Annotated in this window: 24 protein-coding genes; 7 read left to right on the top strand and 17 right to left on the bottom strand. The window is 73.4% G+C overall.

What is annotated here, in order from left to right; genetic code table 11:
- Positions 1-136: 136 nt before the first annotated feature.
- On the bottom strand, positions 137-571 hold the full coding sequence (locus tag BT341_RS28020) for a DUF4383 domain-containing protein (RefSeq protein ID WP_143168659.1): 435 nt from the start codon (positions 569-571) through the stop codon (positions 137-139).
- Between the two features lie 84 nt (positions 572-655).
- Here BT341_RS28020 and BT341_RS28015 point away from each other — a divergent pair, with 84 nt between their 5' ends.
- Positions 656-1,108 (top strand): SRPBCC family protein, encoded by a 453-nt coding sequence (locus BT341_RS28015; RefSeq protein ID WP_072479120.1) that lies wholly within the window; start codon positions 656-658, stop codon positions 1,106-1,108.
- A gap of 14 nt (positions 1,109-1,122) precedes the next feature.
- On the opposite strand, the gene BT341_RS28010 is transcribed toward BT341_RS28015, so the two are convergent.
- Positions 1,123-1,527 carry a RidA family protein gene (locus BT341_RS28010; protein WP_072479119.1) on the bottom strand — a complete coding sequence of 135 codons (405 nt, stop codon included), beginning with the start codon at positions 1,525-1,527 and terminating at the stop codon, positions 1,123-1,125.
- A gap of 103 nt (positions 1,528-1,630) precedes the next feature.
- On the opposite strand from BT341_RS28010, the gene BT341_RS46745 reads away from it, so the two are divergent.
- Together BT341_RS46745 and BT341_RS46740 are read left to right on the top strand one after the other, a co-directional pair.
- Entirely contained in the window at positions 1,631-2,446 is an 816-nt protein-coding gene (locus BT341_RS46745) for a hypothetical protein (RefSeq protein ID WP_072479118.1), read from the top strand.
- Complete coding sequence (locus BT341_RS46740) at positions 2,443-2,823, top strand: transcriptional regulator (protein WP_245805125.1); 381 nt, start codon at positions 2,443-2,445, stop codon at positions 2,821-2,823. Before BT341_RS46745 ends, BT341_RS46740 begins: the two co-directional genes overlap by 4 nt.
- On the opposite strand, the gene BT341_RS27995 is transcribed toward BT341_RS46740, so the two are convergent.
- Entirely contained in the window at positions 2,751-3,728 is a 978-nt protein-coding gene (locus BT341_RS27995; RefSeq protein ID WP_072479116.1) for a YdcF family protein, read from the bottom strand. The two genes, BT341_RS46740 and BT341_RS27995, sit on opposite strands and share 73 nt — an antisense overlap.
- A 71-nt stretch (positions 3,729-3,799) precedes the next feature.
- Between BT341_RS27995 and BT341_RS27990 the strand changes: the two genes are divergently transcribed.
- A complete protein-coding gene (locus tag BT341_RS27990; RefSeq protein ID WP_072479115.1) occupies positions 3,800-4,147 on the top strand; it encodes a DNA polymerase ligase N-terminal domain-containing protein in 348 nt (115 codons plus the stop codon).
- Positions 4,148-4,166: 19 nt separating this feature from the next.
- Here the strand turns inward: BT341_RS27990 and BT341_RS27985 are convergent, their stop codons facing one another.
- The 6 genes from BT341_RS27985 to BT341_RS27960 all read right to left on the bottom strand — a co-directional run bounded on the left by BT341_RS27985 (position 4,167) and on the right by BT341_RS27960 (position 10,441).
- Positions 4,167-4,847 (bottom strand): DUF998 domain-containing protein, encoded by a 681-nt coding sequence (locus BT341_RS27985; protein ID WP_072482219.1) that lies wholly within the window; start codon positions 4,845-4,847, stop codon positions 4,167-4,169.
- Positions 4,848-4,955: 108 nt separating this feature from the next.
- Positions 4,956-5,822 carry an NAD(+)/NADH kinase gene (locus BT341_RS27980; protein ID WP_072479114.1) on the bottom strand — a complete coding sequence of 289 codons (867 nt, stop codon included), beginning with the start codon at positions 5,820-5,822 and terminating at the stop codon, positions 4,956-4,958.
- 33 nt (positions 5,823-5,855) lie between these two features.
- Positions 5,856-7,331, bottom strand: coding sequence for a flavin-containing monooxygenase (locus BT341_RS27975; RefSeq protein WP_072479113.1), 1,476 nt, complete (start codon positions 7,329-7,331; stop codon positions 5,856-5,858).
- Positions 7,328-8,194 carry an SDR family NAD(P)-dependent oxidoreductase gene (locus BT341_RS27970; protein WP_072479112.1) on the bottom strand — a complete coding sequence of 289 codons (867 nt, stop codon included), beginning with the start codon at positions 8,192-8,194 and terminating at the stop codon, positions 7,328-7,330. Before BT341_RS27970 ends, BT341_RS27975 begins: the two co-directional genes overlap by 4 nt.
- Positions 8,195-8,261: 67 nt before the next feature.
- Entirely contained in the window at positions 8,262-9,152 is an 891-nt protein-coding gene (locus BT341_RS27965; protein WP_072479111.1) for an alpha/beta fold hydrolase, read from the bottom strand.
- Positions 9,149-10,441: a cytochrome P450 gene (locus tag BT341_RS27960; protein WP_072479110.1), complete on the bottom strand. Its 1,293-nt coding sequence runs from the start codon at positions 10,439-10,441 to the stop codon at positions 9,149-9,151. The genes BT341_RS27965 and BT341_RS27960 overlap by 4 nt, the downstream gene beginning before the upstream one ends.
- Before the next feature lie 95 nt (positions 10,442-10,536).
- On the opposite strand from BT341_RS27960, the gene BT341_RS27955 reads away from it, so the two are divergent.
- Complete coding sequence (locus BT341_RS27955) at positions 10,537-11,124, top strand: TetR/AcrR family transcriptional regulator (protein WP_072479109.1); 588 nt, start codon at positions 10,537-10,539, stop codon at positions 11,122-11,124.
- A gap of 10 nt (positions 11,125-11,134) precedes the next feature.
- Here the strand turns inward: BT341_RS27955 and BT341_RS27950 are convergent, their stop codons facing one another.
- Genes BT341_RS27950 through BT341_RS27930 form a run of 5 tightly spaced genes read right to left on the bottom strand, consistent with a single transcriptional unit; the run spans position 11,135 to position 15,030 of the window.
- Complete coding sequence (locus tag BT341_RS27950; RefSeq protein ID WP_072479108.1) at positions 11,135-11,413, bottom strand: HPr family phosphocarrier protein; 279 nt, start codon at positions 11,411-11,413, stop codon at positions 11,135-11,137.
- Positions 11,414-11,424: 11 nt separating this feature from the next.
- Entirely contained in the window at positions 11,425-12,876 is a 1,452-nt protein-coding gene (locus BT341_RS27945) for a PTS fructose transporter subunit IIC (RefSeq protein WP_072479107.1), read from the bottom strand.
- Positions 12,877-12,878: 2 nt separating this feature from the next.
- Positions 12,879-13,331: a PTS sugar transporter subunit IIA gene (locus BT341_RS27940; RefSeq protein WP_072479106.1), complete on the bottom strand. Its 453-nt coding sequence runs from the start codon at positions 13,329-13,331 to the stop codon at positions 12,879-12,881.
- Positions 13,328-14,272 carry a 1-phosphofructokinase gene (gene pfkB / locus BT341_RS27935; protein ID WP_072479105.1) on the bottom strand — a complete coding sequence of 315 codons (945 nt, stop codon included), beginning with the start codon at positions 14,270-14,272 and terminating at the stop codon, positions 13,328-13,330. Before pfkB ends, BT341_RS27940 begins: the two co-directional genes overlap by 4 nt.
- Positions 14,269-15,030: a DeoR/GlpR family DNA-binding transcription regulator gene (locus BT341_RS27930; RefSeq protein ID WP_072479104.1), complete on the bottom strand. Its 762-nt coding sequence runs from the start codon at positions 15,028-15,030 to the stop codon at positions 14,269-14,271. The genes pfkB and BT341_RS27930 overlap by 4 nt, the downstream gene beginning before the upstream one ends.
- 103 nt (positions 15,031-15,133) lie before the next feature.
- On the opposite strand from BT341_RS27930, the gene BT341_RS27925 reads away from it, so the two are divergent.
- Both BT341_RS27925 and BT341_RS27920 read left to right on the top strand, forming a co-directional pair.
- Positions 15,134-16,699, top strand: a complete 1,566-nt coding sequence (locus BT341_RS27925) for a putative PEP-binding protein (protein WP_072479103.1) — start codon at positions 15,134-15,136, stop codon at positions 16,697-16,699.
- Between the two features lie 19 nt (positions 16,700-16,718).
- Positions 16,719-17,276: a dihydrofolate reductase family protein gene (locus tag BT341_RS27920; RefSeq protein WP_143168658.1), complete on the top strand. Its 558-nt coding sequence runs from the start codon at positions 16,719-16,721 to the stop codon at positions 17,274-17,276.
- 36 nt (positions 17,277-17,312) lie between these two features.
- Here the strand turns inward: BT341_RS27920 and BT341_RS43680 are convergent, their stop codons facing one another.
- From BT341_RS43680 to BT341_RS27905, 3 genes are all read right to left on the bottom strand, one after another.
- Positions 17,313-17,765 (bottom strand): Asp23/Gls24 family envelope stress response protein, encoded by a 453-nt coding sequence (locus BT341_RS43680; protein ID WP_084743011.1) that lies wholly within the window; start codon positions 17,763-17,765, stop codon positions 17,313-17,315.
- Between the two features lie 148 nt (positions 17,766-17,913).
- On the bottom strand, positions 17,914-19,134 hold the full coding sequence (locus tag BT341_RS27910) for an SGNH/GDSL hydrolase family protein (protein WP_072479101.1): 1,221 nt from the start codon (positions 19,132-19,134) through the stop codon (positions 17,914-17,916).
- Positions 19,131-21,428, bottom strand: coding sequence for a beta-xylosidase/alpha-l-arabinosidase (locus BT341_RS27905; protein WP_072479100.1), 2,298 nt, complete (start codon positions 21,426-21,428; stop codon positions 19,131-19,133). Before BT341_RS27905 ends, BT341_RS27910 begins: the two co-directional genes overlap by 4 nt.
- Between the last annotated feature and the right edge of the window lie 12 nt (positions 21,429-21,440).

The following is a 21,440-nucleotide window of genomic DNA, read 5'->3' as shown; positions in this document are numbered from 1 at the left end:
GGAAGCCGGCGGGGCGCGGAAGGAAGCCGGTGGGCCTGCGACTGGCGCCGTGGTCTTGCTGTTTGCTAATCACGGCCGGGGTTGTTCTGCTGGTCACGGAGGTGCGGGTGCGCTTCCCGCGCACCGGCGACGTCCCTCAGCGGCGCCGGGCCGGCCCGCGCCGGAGCCAGCCCGCTCCCAGGATGAGCATCGCCGTGCCGAAGGCCAGCGCGAGGCACACACCCGCGGTGTTCATCGGCAGCACGTCGGTGACCGGCCGGGGCAGCGGCAGCAGTCCCGCGAGGCCGATCAGCGCGTAGCCGGCGCCGGCGACGACCAGGAACCAGGCGGCCCAGCGCGACGACCGGGTGCAGAACACCGCCAACGCCCCGGTCAGCAGGTGCACCAGCGCCCACACCCCGGAGACGGCGACCACGCCGAACAGCTCGCGCGGACCGCCGCCGGTGGTGACCCCCGACATCAGCTCCAGCGCGGCGAGCACGAGGAACAGCAGGCCGATGAGCATGCCCATGCCCTGGACGGGGGCGGGGCCCCGCCTCGGCACCCGGGTCCCGGGTTCGGTGGTCGTCATGCTTCCCGGATTCCCCGCGCCCGCTCTTTTAATGCACCGGCCGCGGGGTAACCGCGCCCGAATCACGCTGACGAGGAGCCGACCATGACCGAGTACCGGCACACCGCGACCGCCGACGTCCCCGCCGACGAGCTGTTCGCGTTCCTGAGCCACCCGGAGAACCTGCCGCGGTACTTCCCGGAGATGAAGGTCGCCGAGCCGAAAGGCGGCGACAGCGTGCACGTCGAAGCGGAGGTCCACGGTCAGCGCGTCGCGGGGGAGGCGTGGCTGCACACCGACCCGGCGAACCGCTCGCTGTCGTGGGGCGCCGAAGGCCCCGACGACTACCACGGCGAGCTGCGGATCGCCGAGAACGGCCCGGCGTCCTCGGAGATCACCGTGACCCTGCACAGCGTCCGCGAGGCCGGCGGCGACGAGGTGCAGCAGGGCCTGGAGCGCACGGTCGCGGCCATGACCCACGCCGCGACCGCCGACGCCGACGTGGCCGCCGCCGAAGGCCACGGCGGCTGGACCTCCTACGACGACAAGAACGACTAAGGCTGTATAACGGCCTATACGGCGGCGATCGCTTCGACCTCGACGACGTACTCCGGGGCCGCCAAGCCCGCCACGACGGCGAGCGTCTGCGCCGGGAAGTCGCCGTCGGGGAACCACTTCGCGAAGACATCGGTGAGCGCGGTGCGGTACCCGGCGAGCTCGTCCGGGCTCGCGACCAGCGCCAGCAGCTTGACGAGGTTGGCGGGGCCGGCGCCCTGCGCGGCGAGGAGCGCCTCGACGTTGGCGAAGATCTGCCGCGCCTGAGCCTCGGCGTCCGGCCCGGCGAGGCTGCCGTCCGGCCGCACGCCGAGCTGGCCGGCGAGGAAGACGAGCCGGTGCCCGGCCGGCACTTCGGCGACGTGGCTGTAGCGCCCGAGAGGAGGTGCGACGGCGTCCGGGTTCCAGCGGCGTGGCTTCACGGCGCCATGATCGCAGACCCGCTTCCGCGCCGGCCCGGCCGTACGATAGGTTCACTTCCAGATCTTGTTTGCCAAATAAACCAGTTTCGGATCTGGGGGTTCGATGAGCGACATCCCGGCGGCCGACCTGCTCGACGAGATGACGCGGCTGCGGGCGCGCACCCGGGCGGACCGGCACGCCTACGTCCCGCCGCTGTTCCTGTTCGGCGTGCTGGTGCTGCTCGCGCCACTGTGGGCCGGTGGCGCGCCGCCGCGGTTCGGCGTCGCGGGCGTGTGGTTCGGCACACCGCTGCAGCTCTACTGGCTGGTCGCGGTCGTCGGCGGGTTCCTGGCGACGGCGGCCTGGTACGTGCACCGCGGGCGTCGCCGTGGCGTGCGGACGCCGATCCGCGGCTACCTCGCCGTCGGCGTGCTGGGCGTGCTCGCGATCTCGTTCGGGGTGCCGGTCGTCGAGTCGTTCGCCTACCGGTCGGCGCGGTCGCCGTACACCCAGGCGTCCTTCACGATCCCGGTACTGGCCGGGGCGGTCTTCGCGCTCGGCTCGTTCCTGGCGCTGCGGGCGAAACTCGGCCGCGCCGCCACGGCCGGGGCGACGGTGTCGGGGTTCGTCGGGCTGGCCATGCTCGACCTGCGGTTCGCCCCGGCGCCGTACGCGCCGCTCGTGACGGTCGCGCTCGGCCTGATCGGGCTCGCCTGGCTGGAACGCAGCCGCGTGCTCGGCGTGGTCAGCGGACTGTTCGCGGCGGCCGCGCTGGTCGCCAACCTGAAGCTGATGGGCGGCCTGTTCTTCCACCTCGGCGTCTTCACGCGCTTCGAAGGCGAAGCGGCAACGGCGTTGGAGAACACATTGCTGCCAGGGCTGATCCTGCTCGCGGGCGGCGGCTTCGCGGCGTGGCACGAGTGGCGGGCCCGCGCGTGAGCGAGCATCCCGCGGCGGCCCTGGACGAAACGGTGCACCAGCGGCACCGGCTCGGCATCCTCACCATCGCCGCCGAAGCCGGGAAGGTGGACTTCGGGTACCTGCGCCGCACGCTGGACATGACGGCCGGGAACCTGTCCCGGCACGTCACGATCCTGCAGGAGGCCGGGCTGATCGACGTCGAGAAGGGCTACGAGGGCAAGCGTCCCCGGACGTGGATCACCATCAGCGCGGCGGGCCGGCGGGCGCTGGCCGCCGAGATGGCCGCGTTGCGGGCCCTGCTCTCGGCGGTCGAGCGGTCCGCTCAGGAGAGCAGCGTCAGGAGCAGCACCGTGCCCGCGACGAGCACGCCGGCCGCGATCGTCGTGCGGCGGTAGTGCAGGAGCAGCGCGGCGAACTCGCGCAGCAGGGCGCTGGGCAGGAAGTACCGCGCGGTCGGCGAGCCGGTGGCGTGGAACGGCAGGTGCAGCCGCCGGCATTCGACCGCCGCCCGGAACACGTGGTAATTGCTGGTCACCGCCACCACCCGGCGGGCGTCGCCGGGCAGGAGCGCGGCCGAGAAGCGCAGGTTCTCCTCGGTCGTCGTGGCCCGGTCCTCGCGCCGGATCCGGTGGGCCGGGATTCCGCGTTCCCGCAGGTAGGCGTGCATCGCGTCGGCCTCGCTGACCGTTTCGCCGGCACCCCGGCCGCCGGAGACGACCAGCACCGGCGGCTCGGGTTCCCGTTCGGAGAGCCGGATCGCGCGCTCGAGACGCGCGGCGAGCAGCGGCGGCACGCGGTCGCCGTCGAGGCCGCAGCCGAGCACGATGATCGCGTCGAACCCGCCGCGGCGGCCGATCCGGCTGTACACCACGGAATAGACCAGCAGTGACAGGAACACGAACCCGAAGCAGCAGGCGAGCGCCGCCGCCGCGGCCACCAGCGCCGAGCCCCACCGGCCCAGCGGCACGAAGAACAGGACCTCCAGGGCGATCAAGGCGGCGCCGAGGCCGAGGGACAGCAGGTTGCCGGGGCTGCGGCCTTCCCGCCGCCACATCAGGACGCCGTTGACCAGCAACGCGGCCGGCAGCACCAGCGTGACCAGCACCGCGGCGGTCCCGAGCAGCACCGGCAGCACCGGTGTCAGCCAATCCAGGTGCAGCGCCGCGCGCAGCAGCCACAACGCGCTCAGCAGGAGCGCCACGCCGAGCCAGACGGCGTTGCCGAGCCGCCGCGGCTCGCGGGCCAGCCGCACGGCGAACACGACGAGGGCCACCGCGGCCGCGACCGGCAGCACGCTCACCCGGCCTCCCTCGTTCGGCGCCCGTGCGCACGCCCAAGGTACCCGGGGGGCGGATCTGGCATCGTGGTGGCGTGAGCGATCGACCGGCGTTCGTGCTGCACGAGCACTGGCGCCCGCGGCACCACTTCGACCTCCGCCTGGAGGAGGACGGCGTGCTGCGGTCGTGGGCGGTGCCGCGCGGCCTCCCGCCGGACCCGGGAGCCGACCGGCTCGCGGTCGCCGTCCCGGACCACGCGCTCGAGCACCTCGCCTACGAGGACGAGTCGAAGAAGATCGCGGACACGGGCTGGTGGGAAGAGCACGACCGGACGGCCAAGCGGATCCTGTTCACCCTGCACGGCCGCGCCGAGCCGGTGCGCTACGCGCTGATCCGCACCACCCGCGACTGGCTCCTGCACCGCACCCGCGACCAGCCGTGACCCGGGCGGGGCGGTCCGGTCAGGTTCGCAGCGCGGCGCCGGTGCGGGTCGCGCGGTGGGCCCAGTGGCCGAGCACGGCCAGCAGCGCGATCTCCAGCACCATCATCAGCCGCTCGACCAGGCCGGTCGCGACCGTCGGGAGATGGTCGCCGAACACGACGTTCGCCGCGAACGGGACGATGAACGGCAGGTAGAACGGGATCGCCGCCAGCGCCAGCCGCCGGGACCAGGTGGCCGACCGGCGCCAGCGCGGGTCGTCGCGGTGGCGCCGGCCCAGCGCCCAGCCGACCACCGGCAGGCTCAGGCACGTGACCGCCGACGCGTAGAGGTGGATCTTGCCCGTCGCGGTGATCGCCCCGCCCTGCGGGTCTTTCGCGAAGATCGCGACCGCCACGAGGCTCACGCACCACAACGCCTTCCCCGCGACCAGTGCCGGGTTGGCCAGCAGCCCGCGGCGCCGCAGCGCGACCAGCAGCAGCGCCGAGCCCGTGCTGGTCAGGATCAGCGCCCCGGCCCACAGCCACCGGCCCGGGCTGAGCGCGTAGTCGCTGAGCATCGTGCTCACCGGGTCGAGCGGGGCCAGCCGCCGGTCGAGGTGCAGCACGGCCAGCAGCACGACGGCGCCGGCCAGCGCGGTCAGCGCGCCGGGCACGAGCAGGCGGGCGCACAGGTGGGGACGGGCAGGGGCGGGCAGCAGCATGAAGAGGGACACTCCCGGACGGCTCGGCTGGTTCAGGCGCAGCCGCGGACGCTACCCGTGACCTTTCCGTGACCAGTGCGCGACACGCCCGAGATGTGACCTGGACCACTAGTGGTCGCCGTCCTGCGGGATCTCCGCCGAGTCGGTCAGCCGCAGCTTGCGCCGCGCCCGCTGGAAGAACGTGGTCCGCCCGAGGCGCACGACGCGCGCGGCGCTGGGCCGGGCGCGCAGGTCGAGCCGGTCGCCGGCGACGACGTACCCCGCCACCTGCCCGTCGACCTCGACCGCGAGCCTGCCGCTGGCCGGCAGCAGCTCGAGCGTCACCTCGTCGTGCACCGAGAGCACCACGCCCCGGCTGTACGCCGAGTGCGGGGCCGCGGGCGTGACCAGCAGCGCCTCCACCGACGGGCTGGTGATCGGGCCGCCCGCCGAGAAGCTGTACGCCGTCGAGCCGGTCGGCGTGGCCACGACCACCGCGTCCGCCGAGTAGCTCACGAACGGCTGGCCGCCGACGCGGACCGCGACGACCGCGCTGCCCTCGCCCGGGACGCGCACCACCGCGATGTCGTTGAACGCGGTGATCCGCCGTCCCGCGAGCACGGCGTCGACGGCCAGCCGCGGCTCGACGGTGAACTGGTGGTCGTCGATGGCCGAGAGCGCGCCGGGCAGGTCCGGGACGTCGACCTCGGCCAGGAAGCCGAGCTTGCCGAGGTTCACCCCGAGCACCGGCGCGCGCTGCCCGTCGGCCAGCCGCATGGCCCGCAGCATCGTGCCGTCGCCGCCGAGGCTGACCACCAGGTCGGACCGGCGGCCCAGCTCCTCGGGCGTCACCGCCACCGCGGCGCAGTTCAGCCGCACGATCTCGTCGGCGATGCCGAGGATCTCGATGTTCCGGTGGCCCGCCCAGCCGAGCACGGCTTCGACGGCGGCCGCGGAGTCGCGGCGGGGGTGCAGCACGAGTCCCGCGGAGTGCATGTCAGCGGCTCCGGGCGGGCGCGGTGGCGAGGGTCATGCGCTCAGTCTGCCCGCTGCCGCCGTCCGCCGCGAGAAGCGCAGCGCGCCGTCGTCGATCCGGCCGTGCCGGAGCTTGACCAGGTCGTGCGCGTAGCTCATGCCCAGCTGCCACGGCGCCCGCGAACCGGCCTTGGGGAACTCGTCGATCGACCGCCGCACGTACCCGGCGTCGAAGTCCAGCAGCGGCCGCTCGGTGACCGCCGGGTCGTCGTTGACCGGCACGCACTGGTCGTAGCCGTGCCGGTCGAGGTGGCGCAGCAGCCGGACGACGTACTCGGCGACGAGGTCGGCCTTGAGCGTCCACGACGCGTTCGTGTACCCGATGGTGAACGCGAAGTTCGGCACGCCGCTGAGCATCATCCCCTTGTACGCCATGGTTTCCGGCAGCTTGACCGGCTCGCCGTCGACGGCCAGGCCGATGCCGCCGAAGGCCAGCAGGCGCAGCCCGGTGGCGGTGACGACGACGTCGGCCGCCAGCTCTTCCCCCGATGCCAGCCGGATCCCGGTCTCGGTGAAGGTGGCGATCCGGTCGGTGACGACCGAGGCGTGGCCGCGGCGGATCGCGCGGAACAGGTCGCCGTCCGGCACCAGGCACAGCCGCTGGTCCCACGGCTGGTACCGCGGCTTGAAGTGGGTGTCCACGGCGTACCCGGGCGGCAGCTGCTTCAGCGCGGCCTTGCGGATCAGCGCCTTCACCACTCCCGGCCGCCGACGGCTCAGCTGGTAGATCAGCGTGCTGACCGCGACGTTCTTCCAGCGCGCGAGCGGGTACGCCAGCCGCGGGCCGAGCAGGCCGCGCAGCCGGTTGGCCAGCGCGTCTTCCGAAGGCAGCGAAAGGATGTACGTGGGGGAGCGCTGCAGCATCGTGACGTGCTCGGCGCGGTCGGTCATCGCCGGCACGAGCGTCACCGCCGTCGCCCCGCTGCCGATCACGACGACCTTCTTGCCGGTGTAGTCGAGGTCTTCGGGCCAGTGCTGCGGGTGCACGACGGTCCCGCGGAAGTTCCCGATGCCCGGGAACTCCGGCGTGTGGCCGGATTCGTAGTCGTAGTAGCCGCTGCAGAGGTAGAGGAACTTCGCCGTGAGCCGCACGGGCTCGCCGTCGTGCACGGCCTCGACCGTCCACAATGCGTCCACTGTGGACCAGGACGCGCGGACGACCTTGTGCCCGAAGCGGATGTGCCGGTCGATCCCCGCCTCGGCGGCGGTGTCGCGGACGTACCGCAGGATCGACGGTCCGTCCGCGATGGCCTTCGCGTCGGTCCACGGCCGGAACCGGTAGCCGAGGGTCTGCATGTCCGAGTCGGACCGGACGCCCGGGTAGCGGAAGAGGTCCCAGGTGCCGCCGATCGCGTCCCGGGCCTCGAGGATCGTGTACGTCTTGCGCGGGAAGGCGGTCCGCAGGTGGTGCGCCGCGCCGACGCCGGACAACCCGGCGCCGACGATCAGCACGTCGACGTGCTCGGTCATGGCAGGGCAGCCTCCGTTCGCCGCGGGCGTTTCATGACGCGCGAAAGCACGGCGTGGTAATGGGTGGGGGTGATGCGGGCGAGCGCGTCGAACAGGTAGGCGTCGGGACCGACGAGGATGCGGGCCTTGCCGCGGTCGACGCCGGCGTGGATGATCGCCGCCGCCTTCTCCGGCGAGGTCATGGTCATGGCCTCGAACCGCGCCGCCATCTCTTCGCGCGTGCGGCCCAGCCCTTCGGGGTCCCGGCGCATCCGGGCGTTGCGCGCGATGTTCGTCGTGACGCCGCCCGGGTGCACGGTGACCGCGCGGACCGCCGTCCCGCGCAGCTCCTGGCGCAGGGACTCGGTGAACCCGCGGACGGCGAACTTCGCCGCGCAGTACGCGCTCTGGTACGGCATGCCGAGCAGGCCGAACACGCTGGAGGTGTTCACGATCGCGCCTTCGCCCTGCTCGACGAGGATCGGCAGGAACGCGCGCGTCCCGTGCACGACGCCGCGGAAGTCGATGTCGTGCAGCCAGTCGTCGTCCTCGGGTACCGCGTCGAGGACGGTGGAGGTGAGCGCGACACCGGCGTTGTTGAACACCGCGGCCAGCGGAGCCGGGAGCCATTCGCGGACCTCGCCGGCGAACCGGCGCTGGTCCCGCGCGTCGCGGACGTCGAGCACCCGCGTCAGCACGCGGCCGGGCAGCGCGGCCGCCGTGGCCTTCAGCCCGTCTTCGTCGACGTCGGCGAGCGCGACCGGGGAGCCGAGCCGGGACAGCCGGGTGGCCAGTGCCCGGCCGATGCCGGACGCCGCGCCGGTGATCACCACCGGGCGGCCGGTGATGCTGTGCCGCCTGGGCGCCGGTCCGGCGGCGGTCACGGCGGAAACCGCCGCCCCGAGCCGATCGGCTGCGGACCGTTTCCGCCCGCTTCCGGCCGGATCGGCACTACGGGGCCGTGACATCGCTGCTCCTCGCGTGTTCGCCGATGAGGCCGAGGATCGTGGGCCAGGCTCCTTCGGGCAGGTCGTGGCCCATGCCGCGGACGGTTTCGAGCCGGGCGCCGGGGATGGCGCGGGCGGTGGCGGCGCCGCCGGTCGGGTGGACCATCCGGTCGCGGTCGCCGTGGATCACCAGCGTCGGCGCGGTGATCCGCCGCAGCAGGGCGGTCCGGTTGCCGGACTTGAGGATCGCGGCGAGCTGGCGGCCCACGCCGCCGGCCGTCGGGTCGCGGTCCCAGCCCTTGCCGGCCGTCTCGCGCACCCAGGCCTCGTCGAACGGGTAGCCGTGCGAGCCGATGTGCCGGAACATCCGGACCGCGCTTGCGACCGCCTCTTCGCGCGTGCTCGGCGGTTTCGCGCCCATCAGCCGCCACGTCGAGAGCGCGGGACGGCCGATCAGCCGCGACCCGGTCGTCGACATGATCGACGTCAGGGTCCGGACCCGGTCCGGGTACAGCGCCGCGACGGTCTGGGAGATCATCCCGCCCATCGACACGCCCGCGATGTGGACGCGTTCCAGCGCCAGGGCGTCGAGCAGGCCCGCGGTGTCGGCGGCCATGTCCTTCAGGTCGTACTGCTGCGGCGGGAACCGGCCGGCGAGCATGCCGAAGAGGCTCGGCGGCCGGAAGCGCGGGTGTGTCGAGCGCCCGGCGTCGCGGTTGTCGAACCGGATGACCTCGAAGCCGCGCTCGGCCAGCTGCGCGCAGAAGGCGTCCGGCCAGCTGTGCAGCTGCTGGCCCAGTCCGGCGACGAGGACCAGCGGCTCGGCGCCGCGGTCCCCGATCCGTTCGTACGCCAGGGAAATTCCGCGGCCGACGTCGGCGATCTCTTCGGTCACTGCGCTCCTCCGGTGGTCCGGCGGCGCACGACAGCGCGGCCGCCCTTGGCCGGGGCGTAGGCCACGCCCCGCGAATGCCAGCGTTCGCCCGGCTCGGCGGCCGGGACGAGGGTGAACTCCCGCAGGAGCGTCCGCAGCACGACCGTCATCTCCATGGTCGCGAAGGCGGCGCCGAGGCAGCGGCGGGTGCCGCCGCCGAACGGGATCCACTGGTAGAGGTCCGGGCGCGCGCCGGCGAAGCGGTGCGGGTCGAAGGTGGCCGCGTGCGGGAAGACGGCGTCGTCGTCGTGGATCAGCGCGATGCTGACGAGTACCGCGTACCCCTTCGGCAGCGTCCAGCGACCCAGCCGGAAGCCGTCCTGCCTGACCTGGCGGGCGGTGAGGTCGATGACCGGGCGGGTGCGCTGGACCTCGAGGATCGTGGCGTCGAGGAGCGTGCCGTCGTCGCCTTGCAGTTCAGCCAGCAGCGCGGGGTGGCGGCGCAGGCGTTCGACGGCCCAGGCCAGCGTCGTCGCGGTGGTTTCGTGACCGGCGGTGAGCAGGGTGAGGAGCTGGTCGGAGATCTCCTCGCGGGTCAGCCGCGATCCGTCGTCGTAGCGGGTCTGCAGCATCATCGACAGGACGTCGTCGCCGTCCGGACGGGCTTTCGCGATCAGCCGGCCGACGATCGCGTCGTACTCGCGGCGCATTGCTTCGAAGCGGCGCCACGGGTTGAAGCGGCCCTTCTTCGGGATCGGCAGCACGGCGAGGCGGGACCCGAGGGTGACGAACGGCGGCAGGAGCTCGCGCAGCTCGGCGAACTCGGCCCCTTCGGCGCCGAACACCGCGCGGAGGATGGCGTTGAGCGTGATCCGCATCATCGACGGCAGCGTCGCGAACGGGCGCTCTTCCGGCCAGCTCGCGAACTCGCGCACGGCCTCCGCTTCCACGATCTTCTCGTAGGCGGCCAGCCGGCGGCCGTGGAACGGCGGGACCAGGAGCTTGCGCTGCCGCTTGTGCTCCTCGCCGGACAAGGCGAACAGCGACCGCGGCCCGAGCACCCGGCCGAGGTTGACCTCCAGGTTGTCGACCAGCTCGGGCCCGGACGTGAACAGCTGCTTGATCTCGGCGGGATCGCTGATCACGACGGCGTTGCCGAAGATCGGCACGTTCACCGTGAAGGCGTCCCCGTAGCGGTCGCGCAGGCGGCGCAGGCCGCGCAGGGGCTGCGTCAGTGCGTAGGCGCCTTGGACGGCGCGCGGTGCCGTCGGCCCCGGCGGCAGCGTCACGGCGCTGGTCATGGTCGGCATCGACCCTCCCGGAAGGTGGTACGCGAGCGTACCGTCGGTACGGTACGCCGGTGTACCATCCAGGTTCAAGAGCGGGCCGCAGCGAGGGGTATACCGTGACTTCCGTGGACGTCGACACCCGCCGGCACCGGCAGCGGCTGCTCGACGGGCTCGCCGCGTCCATCACCGAGACCGGCTTCCGCGACACGACCGTCGCGGACATCGTCCGGCGCGCCCGCACGTCCCGCCGGACGTTCTACGAGCACTTCGCCGGCCGGGAAGAGTGCCTGATCGCCCTGCTGGCCGACGCGAACCGCTCGATGATCCAGCGGATCTCCGAGGCGGTCGACCCGCGCGCGCCGTGGCATGCCCAGGTCCGCCAGGCGATCGAAGCGTGGATCGCGTGCGCGGAGTCCGAGCCGGCGATCACGCTGAGCTGGATCCGCGACGTCCCGGCCCTCGGCGCCGCGGCCCGCGACCTGCAGCGCGACGCGATGGAGGGGTTCATCGCGATGACCCAGCAGCTGACGGACACCCCGGCCCTGCGCGCCGCGGGGATCAGCCCGCCGTCCCGCCAGCTGGCGATCATGCTCCTGGGCGGACTGCGGGAACTGATCGCGACGACGGTGGAGGACGGCGGCCGGGCCGGCGACGTCACCGAAGTCGCGGTGCGCGCCTCGATCGCGTTGCTCGGCCCGGCCTGACCGCTTGGGCCTATGCGTCCAGGTCCTGGGCGATCAGCTCGGCCAGTGCGTCGACCGACTCCCGGGCCGCGTCGCCCTCGGCGGTCAGCTCCACCTCGTCGCCGTGCCCGGCGCCCAGGGTCATCAGGCCCAGGACGCTGGCCGCGTCGACCGGGTCGCCCGGGACGCCGCCGGTGACCTTGGCGATCTTCACCTTCGCCCGCTGACCGGCGGCCGTCTTCGCGACCAGGCCCGCCGGGCGGGCGTGCAGCCCGACCGCGCTGGCGACGAGCGTGCGACGTCGGTACACAGTGGACTCCTTCACGCGTTGACGGTGTGGGCGGTGACGGCGGCGGAGCGTTCGCCCGCCCGGAACCGCACCTGCTTGAGGACGATCACCGAGCCGGCCGCGACGGCCGTACCCGCGACCAGGGCGACGAGGAACAGCAGCGGATTGCCGATCAGCGGGAGCACGAAGATCCCGCCGTGCGGGGCACGCAGGGTCGCGCCGAACGCCATCGACAGCGCGCCGGTGACGGCCGAACCCAGCATGACCGACGGGATCACCCGGAACGGGTCCGCCGCGGCGAACGGGATCGCGCCCTCGGTGATGAACGACGCGCCGAGCAGCCAGGCCGCCCGGCCGTTCTCGCGTTCGGCTTCGGTGAACAGCTTCTTCCGCGCGGTCGAGGCCAGCGCCAGCGCCAGCGGCGGCACCATGCCTGCCGCCATCACCGCGGCCATGATCTGCAGCGACGCCGTGGCACCGGTGGTCAGGCCGCCGACGGCGAACGCGTAGGCGGCCTTGTTGACCGGCCCGCCCATGTCGAACGCCATCATCAGGCCCAGCAGCGCACCCAGCAGCAGCGCGCTGACGCCGCTGAGGCTGTTGAGCCAGTGGGTCAGCCCCGTGGTCGCCGCCGCGATCGGCTTGCCGACCACGACGTACATCAGCACACCGACCACGATGGACCCGAGCAGCGGGTAGACGACCACCGGCATGATGCCGCGCATCGCCTTCGGCACCTGGATCTTCTTCAGCGCCAGCACGACACCACCGGCCAGCAGGCCGGCGACGAGGCCGCCGAGGAAGCCGGCTCCGACGGTGACGGCGATCGCGCCGCCCACGAAGCCGGGCGCGATGGCCGGGCGGTCGGCCATCGCGAAGGCGATGAACCCGGCCAGCACCGGCACCAGGAACTTGAACGCGGCGCTGCCGATCTGGAACATCAGCGCGGCCCACCCCGCCACCGAACCGGCGTCGAAGTGCTCGGTGACCGCGGGCGCGTCCGAGATCCGGTAGCCGCCGAGCGCGAACCCGAGCGCGATCAGCAGCCCGCCCGCGGCGACGAACGGGATGAGGTAGCTGACGCCGGTCATCAGCCACTGGCGGAACCGGGTGCCCGCCTTGTCGTTGACGCCGGCCTTGGACGTCAGCTCCGGCTCGGCGGCCGGGGCGGGCACGGGCTCGCGGGCCGCGGCCTTCGCGCGTTCGAACAATCCGGCGGCGTCGTTGATCGCGGCCTTGACCGGCGCTTCGACGATCGGCTTCCCGGCGAACCGTTCGCGTCCCCGCACGGCGAGGTCGGCGGCGAAGATGACGGCGTCGGCGCTCGCGATGTCGGCTTCGGACAGCGGTTCGGACCCGGCGGAGCCCTGCGTCTCGACGACGATCGTGTCGCCGTTGGCCTTGGCGGCCTGCTCCAGCGACTCGGCGGCCATGTAGGTGTGCGCGATTCCGGTGGGGCAGGCGGTGATGGCGACGAACTTCATGATCAGGACACCTCCTGGCGGATGTACTCGGCGACGGCCGCGGCGTCGGTGGCCTCGAGCAGGGTCTGCTTGAACTCCGCCCGGACGAGCCGGCGGGCGAGGGCGGCCAGGACCTTGAGGTGGTCGCCGCCGCCGCCTTCCGGCGCGGCGATGAGGAAGATGAGCCTGGCGGGGCCGTCCGGAGCGCCGAAGTCGACGCCGCCGGTGCTGCGGCCGAACGCCAGCGTCGGCGCGGTGACCGCGGCCGAGCGGCAGTGCGGGATGCCGATGCCGCCCTCGAGCCCGGTGGCCATCTGCTCCTCGCGCGCGGCGACGTCCTTGAGGAACAAGTCGAGGTCGGTCACCCGCCCGGCGTGGACGAGCCGCTGCGCGAGCGCGCGGGTGGCCGCGTGCTTGTCGGCGGCGTCGAGGCCGAGGTCGACCAGGTCGGCGGTGATCAGGTCCAGGGTGGTCATGCGGCGGCTCCGCTGAGGGTGAAGGTGGGGTCGGCGTCGAGGACGCGCACCTGGTCGGGGTGCACGTCTTCGGGGGCGGGCATGCGGCTGCCCTCCTGCGTCACCGCGGCGGTGCCGTAGGCGACCGCGGTGCGCAGGGCTCGGGGGCCGGTTCCTCCCGCGTGGAGGAATCCGGCGAGTGCGGCGTCTCCGGCGCCGACGGTGCTGCGCACGGCCACCAGCGGGCCGAGCGCGTGGTGCGTGGCGGTGTCCTCGACGAGCACCGCGCCGCGCGCGCCGAGGCTGACGAGCACGCGCCCGACGCCACCGGAGATCAGCTCGCGGCAGAACGCGACGACGTCGCCGAGCAGCGGCAGCGGCCGTCCGGCGAGCTCGGTCAGCTCGTCGAGGTTCGGCTTGAGCAGGTCCGGCCCGCTCGCGCACGCGGCGGCAAGCGGCGCACCGGAGGAGTCGACGGCGACCTTCGCGCCGGCCTCGCGAGCCAGCCCGGTGAGCCGCGCGTAGAAGTCGTCAGGCACGCCGGCGGGCAGGCTGCCGCAGCACACGAGCCAGTCGGCGCGCCCGGCGAGTTCGACGGCACGGCGTTCGAGCGCGGCCAGCTCGGCGGGGGAGATCTCCGGCCCGGGCTCGTTGATCTTCGTCGTGGTCCCGTCGGCTTCGACGAGCGTGATGTTGCTGCGCGTGGTCCCGCCGATCGGCACGGCGACGACCGGCACGCCTTCGGGCGCGAGCAGGTCGGCGAGCCGTTCGCCGACCACCCCGCCGGCGGGCAGCAGGGCGACGGTCGGGGTGCCGGCGGCGGCCAGCGCGCGGGCGACGTTGACACCCTTGCCGCCGGGATCGAGCCGCACGGCCTCGGCCCGGTTCACTTCGCCGCGGCGCAGCTCGGCCAGGCGGGCGGTGCGGTCGAGGCTGGGGTTGGGGGTGACGGTGAGGATCATGCGAGCACCACCTCGGGGCCGGCTTCCTCCAGCTCGGCCACGGCGCCGGCGTCGATGCCGCTGTCGGTGACCAGCACGTCGATCTCCGACAGGCGGGCGAAACGGCTGAGCTGGTCGGTGCCGTACTTGCTGTGGTCGGCCAGCAGCACCCGCTTGCGCGCCGCCGCCACGACCGCGGCCTTCACCGCCGACTCGGCCATGTCCGGTGTCGTGCAGCCGTGCTCGGCGGAAAAGCCGTTCGCGCCGAGGAAAGCGACGTCCACCAGCAGCCCGTCGAGTGCGTGCAGCGTCCAGGCTTCGACGGCCGCGAGCGTCGTCCCGCGGACGCGGCCGCCGAGGATGTGCAGCGTGAGGCCCGGGCGGGTGGCCAGGATGGACGCGACGGGGATCGAGTTGGTGATCACCGTCAGCTCGCGGTCGGCCGGCAGGAGCGTCGCGAGCCTGCTGGTCGTGGTGCCCGCGTCGAGCAGGATCGAGCCGCGGTCGGGCACCAGGTCCAGCGCGGCGCGGGCGATCGCGTCCTTCTCCGCGGCGTTCGTCCGGTCCCGCTGGGCGACCTCCGGCTCGAAGTCGAGCCGGTCGACGGCGACCGCGCCGCCGTAGACACGGCGGACCACGCCCTGGCGTTCGAGGACGCCGAGGTCGCGGCGGATGGTCTCGGGGGCGACACCGAGTTCGGTCGCGACGTCGTTGACGTCGACGCGGCCGTCGCGACGTGCGCGTTGCGCCAGGAGCTGATGCCGTTCGGCGGCGTACATGCCCGTTCCTCTCCGATGTTTGCCCGTTGCTGTTTGATTGTGCCCGTTGTTACCGTACTGTCAATCCCCAGTTACGAGATCCTTTGCCCCCGGAGGTCCCGCCATGTCGTTGTCCGGAGTCGGAGTCAGCCCCGGCCGGGTCGCCGGTCCCCGCGTGGTCGTGGCCGCTGACCTGCCGGAACCCGTGTCTTCGCCCGCGCCGGACGACGTCCGGGCCGAAGCGGGCAGGATCGGGCCCGCGGCGGCCTCGGTGGCGGCCGCGTTGTCCGATCGTGCCCGTTCCGTGTCCGGTGATGCCCGGTCGCTGCTCGAGACGACCGCGGCGATGGCGGCGGACCCGGCGCTCGTCGCGGCGGCGGAACGGCTCGTGCTGGACCGCTCGCTGCCCGCGCCGCGCGCGGTGTGGGAGGCGGCGGGGGAGTTCATGACCGCGTTGCGGGCCGCGGGCGGCTACCTGGCGGAACGCGCGGCCGACGTCGCGGACGTCCGCGACCGGATCGTGGCGTCGTTGCTCGGGCTGGCGCCGCCCGGTGTTCCGCAGCTGACGTCGCCGAGCGTGCTGGTGGCCCGCGACCTCGCGCCGGCCGACACCGCGGGGCTCGATCCGGACCTCGTGCTGGCGCTGGTGACGGCGGAGGGCGGCCCGACGAGCCACACCGCGATCCTGGCCAGGGCGCTGGGCATCCCGGCGGTCGTCGCGTGCGCCGGCGTTCTCGGCCTGGACAGTCCCGGGCTGGCGGTCGACGGTTCCGCGGGAACGGTGTCGCCTTCGGATGGCACGGTGCGAGCGCCGGCGCGCACGTCCCGTCCGACGTGGGACGGCGTCGGGCGGCTCGCGGACGGGCATCGCGTGAAGCTGCTCGCCAACGTCGGATCTGCGGCGGACGCACGGGCGGCCGCCGCGGCAGGAGCGGAAGGGATCGGCCTGTTCCGGACGGAGTTCTGCTACCTGTCAGCCGCTTCGGAGCCGACGGAGGCCGAGCAGCGCGCGGCGTACGCGGCGGTGCTGGAGCCGTTCGCCGGAAAGCCGGTGGTGGTCCGGACGCTGGACGCGGGGTCGGACAAGCCGTTGGCGTTCCTGCCGATGGGTGCCGAGCCCAACCCGGCACTGGGCGTCCGCGGCCTGCGCGTCGCCTTCGACCGGCCGGAGCTGCTGGACCGCCAGCTGGCAGCGATCACCGCGGCGGCGGCCGACACGGGCGTCGAGCTGTCGGTGATGGCCCCCATGGTGGCAACGCCGGAGGAGGCGGCCTGGTTCGCGAAGCGCGCCCGCGCGGCGGGAATCGAGCGGGCGGGCGTGATGATCGAGATCCCGGCGGCGGCGTTGTGCGCGGCGGAGATCCTGGCGGAGGTCGACTTCGTGTCGCTGGGCACGAACGACTTGGCGCAGTACGTGTACGCGGCGGACCGCCAGCTCGGCGCGGTGGCGTCGTTGAACGACCCGCGTCGGCCCGGGTTGCTGCGTCTGGTGGGAATGGTGGCCTCAGCGGCGGCGGAGGCGGGAAAGCCGGCCGGCGTGTGCGGCGAGGCAGCGGCGGACCCGTCGTTGGCGCCGAAGTTGGCGGGCTTGGGCGTGACGTCGCTGTCGATGAACGCGGCGGCGCTGGCCGGCGTCGGTGCGGCGCTGCGGGAGGTCGATCTGGCGGGGTGCCGTTCGACGTCCTGGTGACGACTACCGAGGAGGCGCCGTGACCGGACCGATCAGGCTTTACATGACGATGTCGCTCGACGGTTTCGTGGCCGGGCCGGATGATCGGCGCGGCCAGGAACTGGGCCGCGGAGGTGGCCGGCTCTTCACCTGGCTGGACGACCGCTTCGGCGACGGTCCCAGCGGGCAGGTGTACGCCGAAGCGTCGGCGACCGGGGCCGTGATCGCCGGCAGGCGGACCTATGAGCTGGCCGGCCGCTGGGGTGGCGACCACCACGACGGCGTCCCGATCCACGTCCTCACCCGCCACCCCGACGACACGCCGCCCGGGAGCGTCCGGTACTTCACCGACGTGGTCGCCTGCGTGGAACAAGCCCGTGCGGCCGCGGGAAGCCGCGCTGTCATGGTGCACGGGGCGAGCGCCGCGCAGTCGTTGCTGACGGCCGGTTTGCTCGACGAGCTGGAACTTCACGTCGTCCCGGTGCTGCTCGGTGCCGGCCGCCGGTTGTTCGGCGGCGGGGGACCGGTCGAGCTGGATCTCGTCCGGTGGCTGGCCGGCCGGGACGTGCTGCACCTGCGCTACGCCGTGTGCCGGTGAGGACACGCGGCCGGCCGGGCCGCGTGTCCACTGTGGTCAGTCCGCGTCCGGGAAGTGGATGTCCGCCACGTGGATGTCCACCGTGGCCACTTCCAGGCCCAGGTGTTCCTCGACCGCCTCGATCACGTTCGTGCGCAGCTGCTCGGCGAGCGTTTTCACCGCGCGGCCGAACTCGACCACCAGCGTGACGGCGATCGTCGCGACCTCGCCTTCCACCTCGACCGACGTGCCCGCTTCGTCGAGCTCGTGCACGCCTTCCGCTTGGCGGGTCACGCGGGTGACGATCTTGGACACCACGCCGTCGGCCACCGTCGTGCTGCCGCGCGAGCCCGCCGCCGGGCGGGCCGCTTCGGCTTCGGCCTCGGCTTCCGCCGAAGTGGCGGCTTCTTCCGAAGCCACCGGCTCCTCGACGGTTCCGGTTCCGGCGTACGCCGGACTGGGCGTTTCGTTCTCGGTGCGGCCGAAGATGCTGTTCATGACGTCGGACATCAGTTCCCCTTTTCGGGAGCGTCGACTGCGGATGGGGACAAGCAGACGGCGACATGATAGGGGTACGGCCCGGCCGTGTTCGGCGGTTCGCGACGGCTATTCGGAATATGTCCAGGAGTTGACCACTTTCCGGCTCGTGGCCATTTTTCTACTCGCCGCGGAAAAGGCTTGCCGGAATGCTCTGCCCCAGCGCCCGGTAGCCGGCGGGATCGAGGTGCAGGTGATCGCCGACGTCGTAGGCGGGGAGCAGGCGCGCCGGGTCGGCGGGGTCGCGGACCACGCGGTCGAAGTCCAGGACCGCGTCGAAGTGGCCGCCGCGGATCCAGGCGTTGACCGCGTCCCGGGCCGCTTCGCGCTCCGGTGAGTCGTAGCCGGTGTTGCCGCCGAACGGCGTCAACGTCGCGCCGTAGACCTGGATCCCGGCCGCGTGGGCGCGGGTCAGGATCTGGTCGTAGCCGTCGATCAGGTCCGCCGCCGTCGACGCCGCCGCGGCCGGGGCCGCCGTGCCGATGTCGTTGACGCCCTCGAACACGATCGCCCACGAGACGCCGCTGGTGGCCAGCAGGTCGCGGTCCAGGCGGGCCAGCACGTTCGGGCCGAGCCCATCCTGCAACACCCGGTTGCCGCCCGCGGCCTCGTTCACCACCGCCGAGGACAGCCGCGCGGCGAGCACGTCCGGCCAGCGGTCGTTGCCGTTCGTCGTCGAACCCCGCCCGTCCGACAGGGAGTCGCCGATCACCACGACCGCCGAGGCCGGGGACAGCACCTCGATGCCACTCAGGAAGTACCAGTGGTCGACCGGGGTCGCGCCGGGCAGGTCCGGGGCGGCGACCTGGTTGCCCGTGATCAGGTACGACGTCGTGCGCGAGCCCGGGTGCGAGGTGATCGAGAGCGAACCCTGGCCGTGCGCCAGGTACGCCGTCACCGTGATGTTCTCGCCTTTCCGGACTCCGAACGGCAGCGGATCCGACACGACCTGCGCGCCCGCCGGGACCGTCGTCGACGGCTTGCCGTGGAAGGTCACCGGCACGACGCTGCCCGGGACCACCGCGGAGACCCCGGCGGCGCCGCCGGCCGGGCGGGCCACCGAGACCGCGGTGAGCGGCAGCGGCGCGCCGCCGAAGGCGTTCGAGAAGCGCAGCCGGATCCGCGGCCCGCCCACCGTCACGTGCGCCGTCTGGCGCAGCGAAGCGTTGTCCAGCACTCGGTCGGTACCGGTGAACGGCGCCGGCGGCATGTTCGACGGCTCGGTCAGCTGCGGCATCGACGTCCAGGTCGCCACCCAGTGCGCCGCGGGCGGCCGTGCCGACGCGCCGACGAACAGCGCGGTCAGCACGGCCAGGCAGAAGACCGCGAACGGGCGTTTCACGACCCGAACTCCGGGGTGAGGACCCGGTCGAAGCCGACGTGCCGCCGCCGCCCGGTCAGCGTGCAGTGCAGGGTCGCCTCGAACCGCTCGCTCGACGTCCCGACCCGCAGTTCGACGTCGCCGGGGTCGACCACGCGCTGCCCCGCCCGGCCGGTGTAGGACGTCAGGTCCGCGTGCAACCCGATCTCCACCACGACGGTCGCCCCGGGATCCAGCGGCACCCGGCGGGCGGCGATCAGCTGGCGCTCGGGCCGCGCGACCTCCGCCACCGGGTCGTGCAGGTACACCTGGACCACTTCGGTGGTCGCCACGGCATGGTCGTTGCGCAGCGTCACCCGCACCCGGCACACGCCGTCGGTCGGCCACAGCGAGCCGGTCGCGCTGACGTCGACCCAGGTCGCCGGCGCGTACGACAGCCCGTGCCCGAAGGGGAACAGCGCCGTGGGGTCGACCGTGCTCACCTCGCTGCGGCGGCCCAGCGGCGCCGCGAGGTACGTCGACGGCTGGCTCGCCCCGGTCCCCGGGAAGCTCACCGGCAGCCGTCCGGACGGGTTGATCCGTCCACTGAGGACACCCGCCAGCGCCGGGGCGCCCTCCTCGCCCGGGTAGAACCCGCACACCACCGCGGCCAGCCGGTCGATCTGCCGCGACAGCTCGTACGGCCGTCCCGAAAGCAGGACCACGACGACCGGCTTGCCGGTGGCCAGCAGCGCTTCGAGCAGCTCCTCCTGGCGCCCGGGCAGCCGCAGGTCCGGCGCGTCGCAGCCTTCGCCGGACGTCCCGCCGCCGAACAGCCCGGCCCGGTCGCCCAGCACGGCCACGCACACCGACGCGTCCGCGCACGCCGCCACGGCTTCGGCGATCCCGTCGTCGTCACCGCCGGTGACCGGGCAGCCCAGCGCGTACGTGACGTCGAAGGACGACCGCAGCGCCTCGACCACCGTCGGCACCTCGACGCCGAACGGGACGTCCGGGTGGTGGACGCCGACGTGCAGCGGGAACGAGTAGCAGCCGAGCATGGCGCCGGGCGTGTCCGCGCGTGGCCCGACCACGGCGATCTTCGCCCCGGGCGACAGCGGCAGCGTGCCGTCGTTGTGCAGCAGCACGATGGACTCTTCGGCCACTTCCCGGGCCAGTGCGCGCGAATCGGCGTCGTCCAGGTCGATCTCTTCGGGCACCTCCGGCGCCCAGTCCGCGTCGAGCAGGCCCAGCTCGCACTTCTGCCGCAGCACCCGTTCGAGGGCGCGGTCGACGGCGGCGGCGTCGACCGCGCCCCCTTCCACCGCGGCGAGCAGGGGCTCGCCGTAGCAGTCCATGGTGGGCAGCTCGACGTCGACGCCCGCGGTCAGCGCCTGCCCGGCCGCGTCGCCGCGGTCGGCCGCGACGTGGTGCAGGCGGTGCAGGAACGCCACGCCGAAGTAGTCGGCGACGACCGTGCCGGTGAAGCCGTAGGTGTCGCGCAGCAGGTCCGTCAGCAGTGCCGCGTCGGCGGCCGCCGGGACGCCGTCGGTGTCGTTGTAGGCGCTCATCACCGACCGGGCGCCTGCCCGCAGCGCCAGCTCGAACGGCGGGAGCAGGACGTCCGCGACCTCCCGCGGCCCGGCCGAAACCGGCGCCAGGTTGCGGCCGGCGCGCGAGGCCGAGTAGCCGACGAAGTGCTTGAGCGTGGCGACGATGCCGGCCGACTCCAGGCCGGCGACGTAGGCGCTGCCGATCGTGCCGACCAGGTACGGGTCCTCGCCGATGGTCTCCTCGACACGGCCCCAGCGCAGGTCGCGGGCGACGTCGAGGACCGGCGCCAGGCCCTGGTGCACGCCCAGCCCGCGCATCGTCCGGCCGATCCGCTCGGCCATCCGGCGCACCAGGTCCGGGTCGAACGTCGCGCCCCAGGACAGCGGCGCCGGGTAGATGGTCGCCTGCCAGGCGGCCAGGCCGGTGAGGCATTCTTCGTGCACGACGGCCGGAATCCCGAACCGGCCGCTGGAGACGATCTGCCGCTGCGTGCGCGCGAGGCTGTGCGCGCCGATCAGCGGGTCGACCGGCCGGGTGCCGAAGACGCGGGTCAGCTGGCCGATGCCGTGGCGGACCAGGTCGTCGAAGTCGACCGCCGGGTCGTCGAAGTCGTGCTGGTGCGGGGCGACCTCGCCGGCGGAGTCGATGCCCACCCAGATGCCGTAGAGCTGCGCGAGCTTCTCGCGCAGGGTCATCCGCGCCATCAGGGCGCGCACGCGCTCGCCCGCGTCGGCGGTGGGGTCGCGCCACGGTTCGGGTGAGGTGGAAGGCTGCGTGGTCAAGGCTTTCCGCCC

The sequence above is a fragment of the Amycolatopsis australiensis genome (genome assembly GCF_900119165.1).
GTDB lineage: Bacteria > Actinomycetota > Actinomycetes > Mycobacteriales > Pseudonocardiaceae > Amycolatopsis > Amycolatopsis australiensis.
The sequence above is the reverse complement of the archived record's forward strand: the minus strand, read 5'-3'. Positions and strand labels throughout refer to the sequence as shown.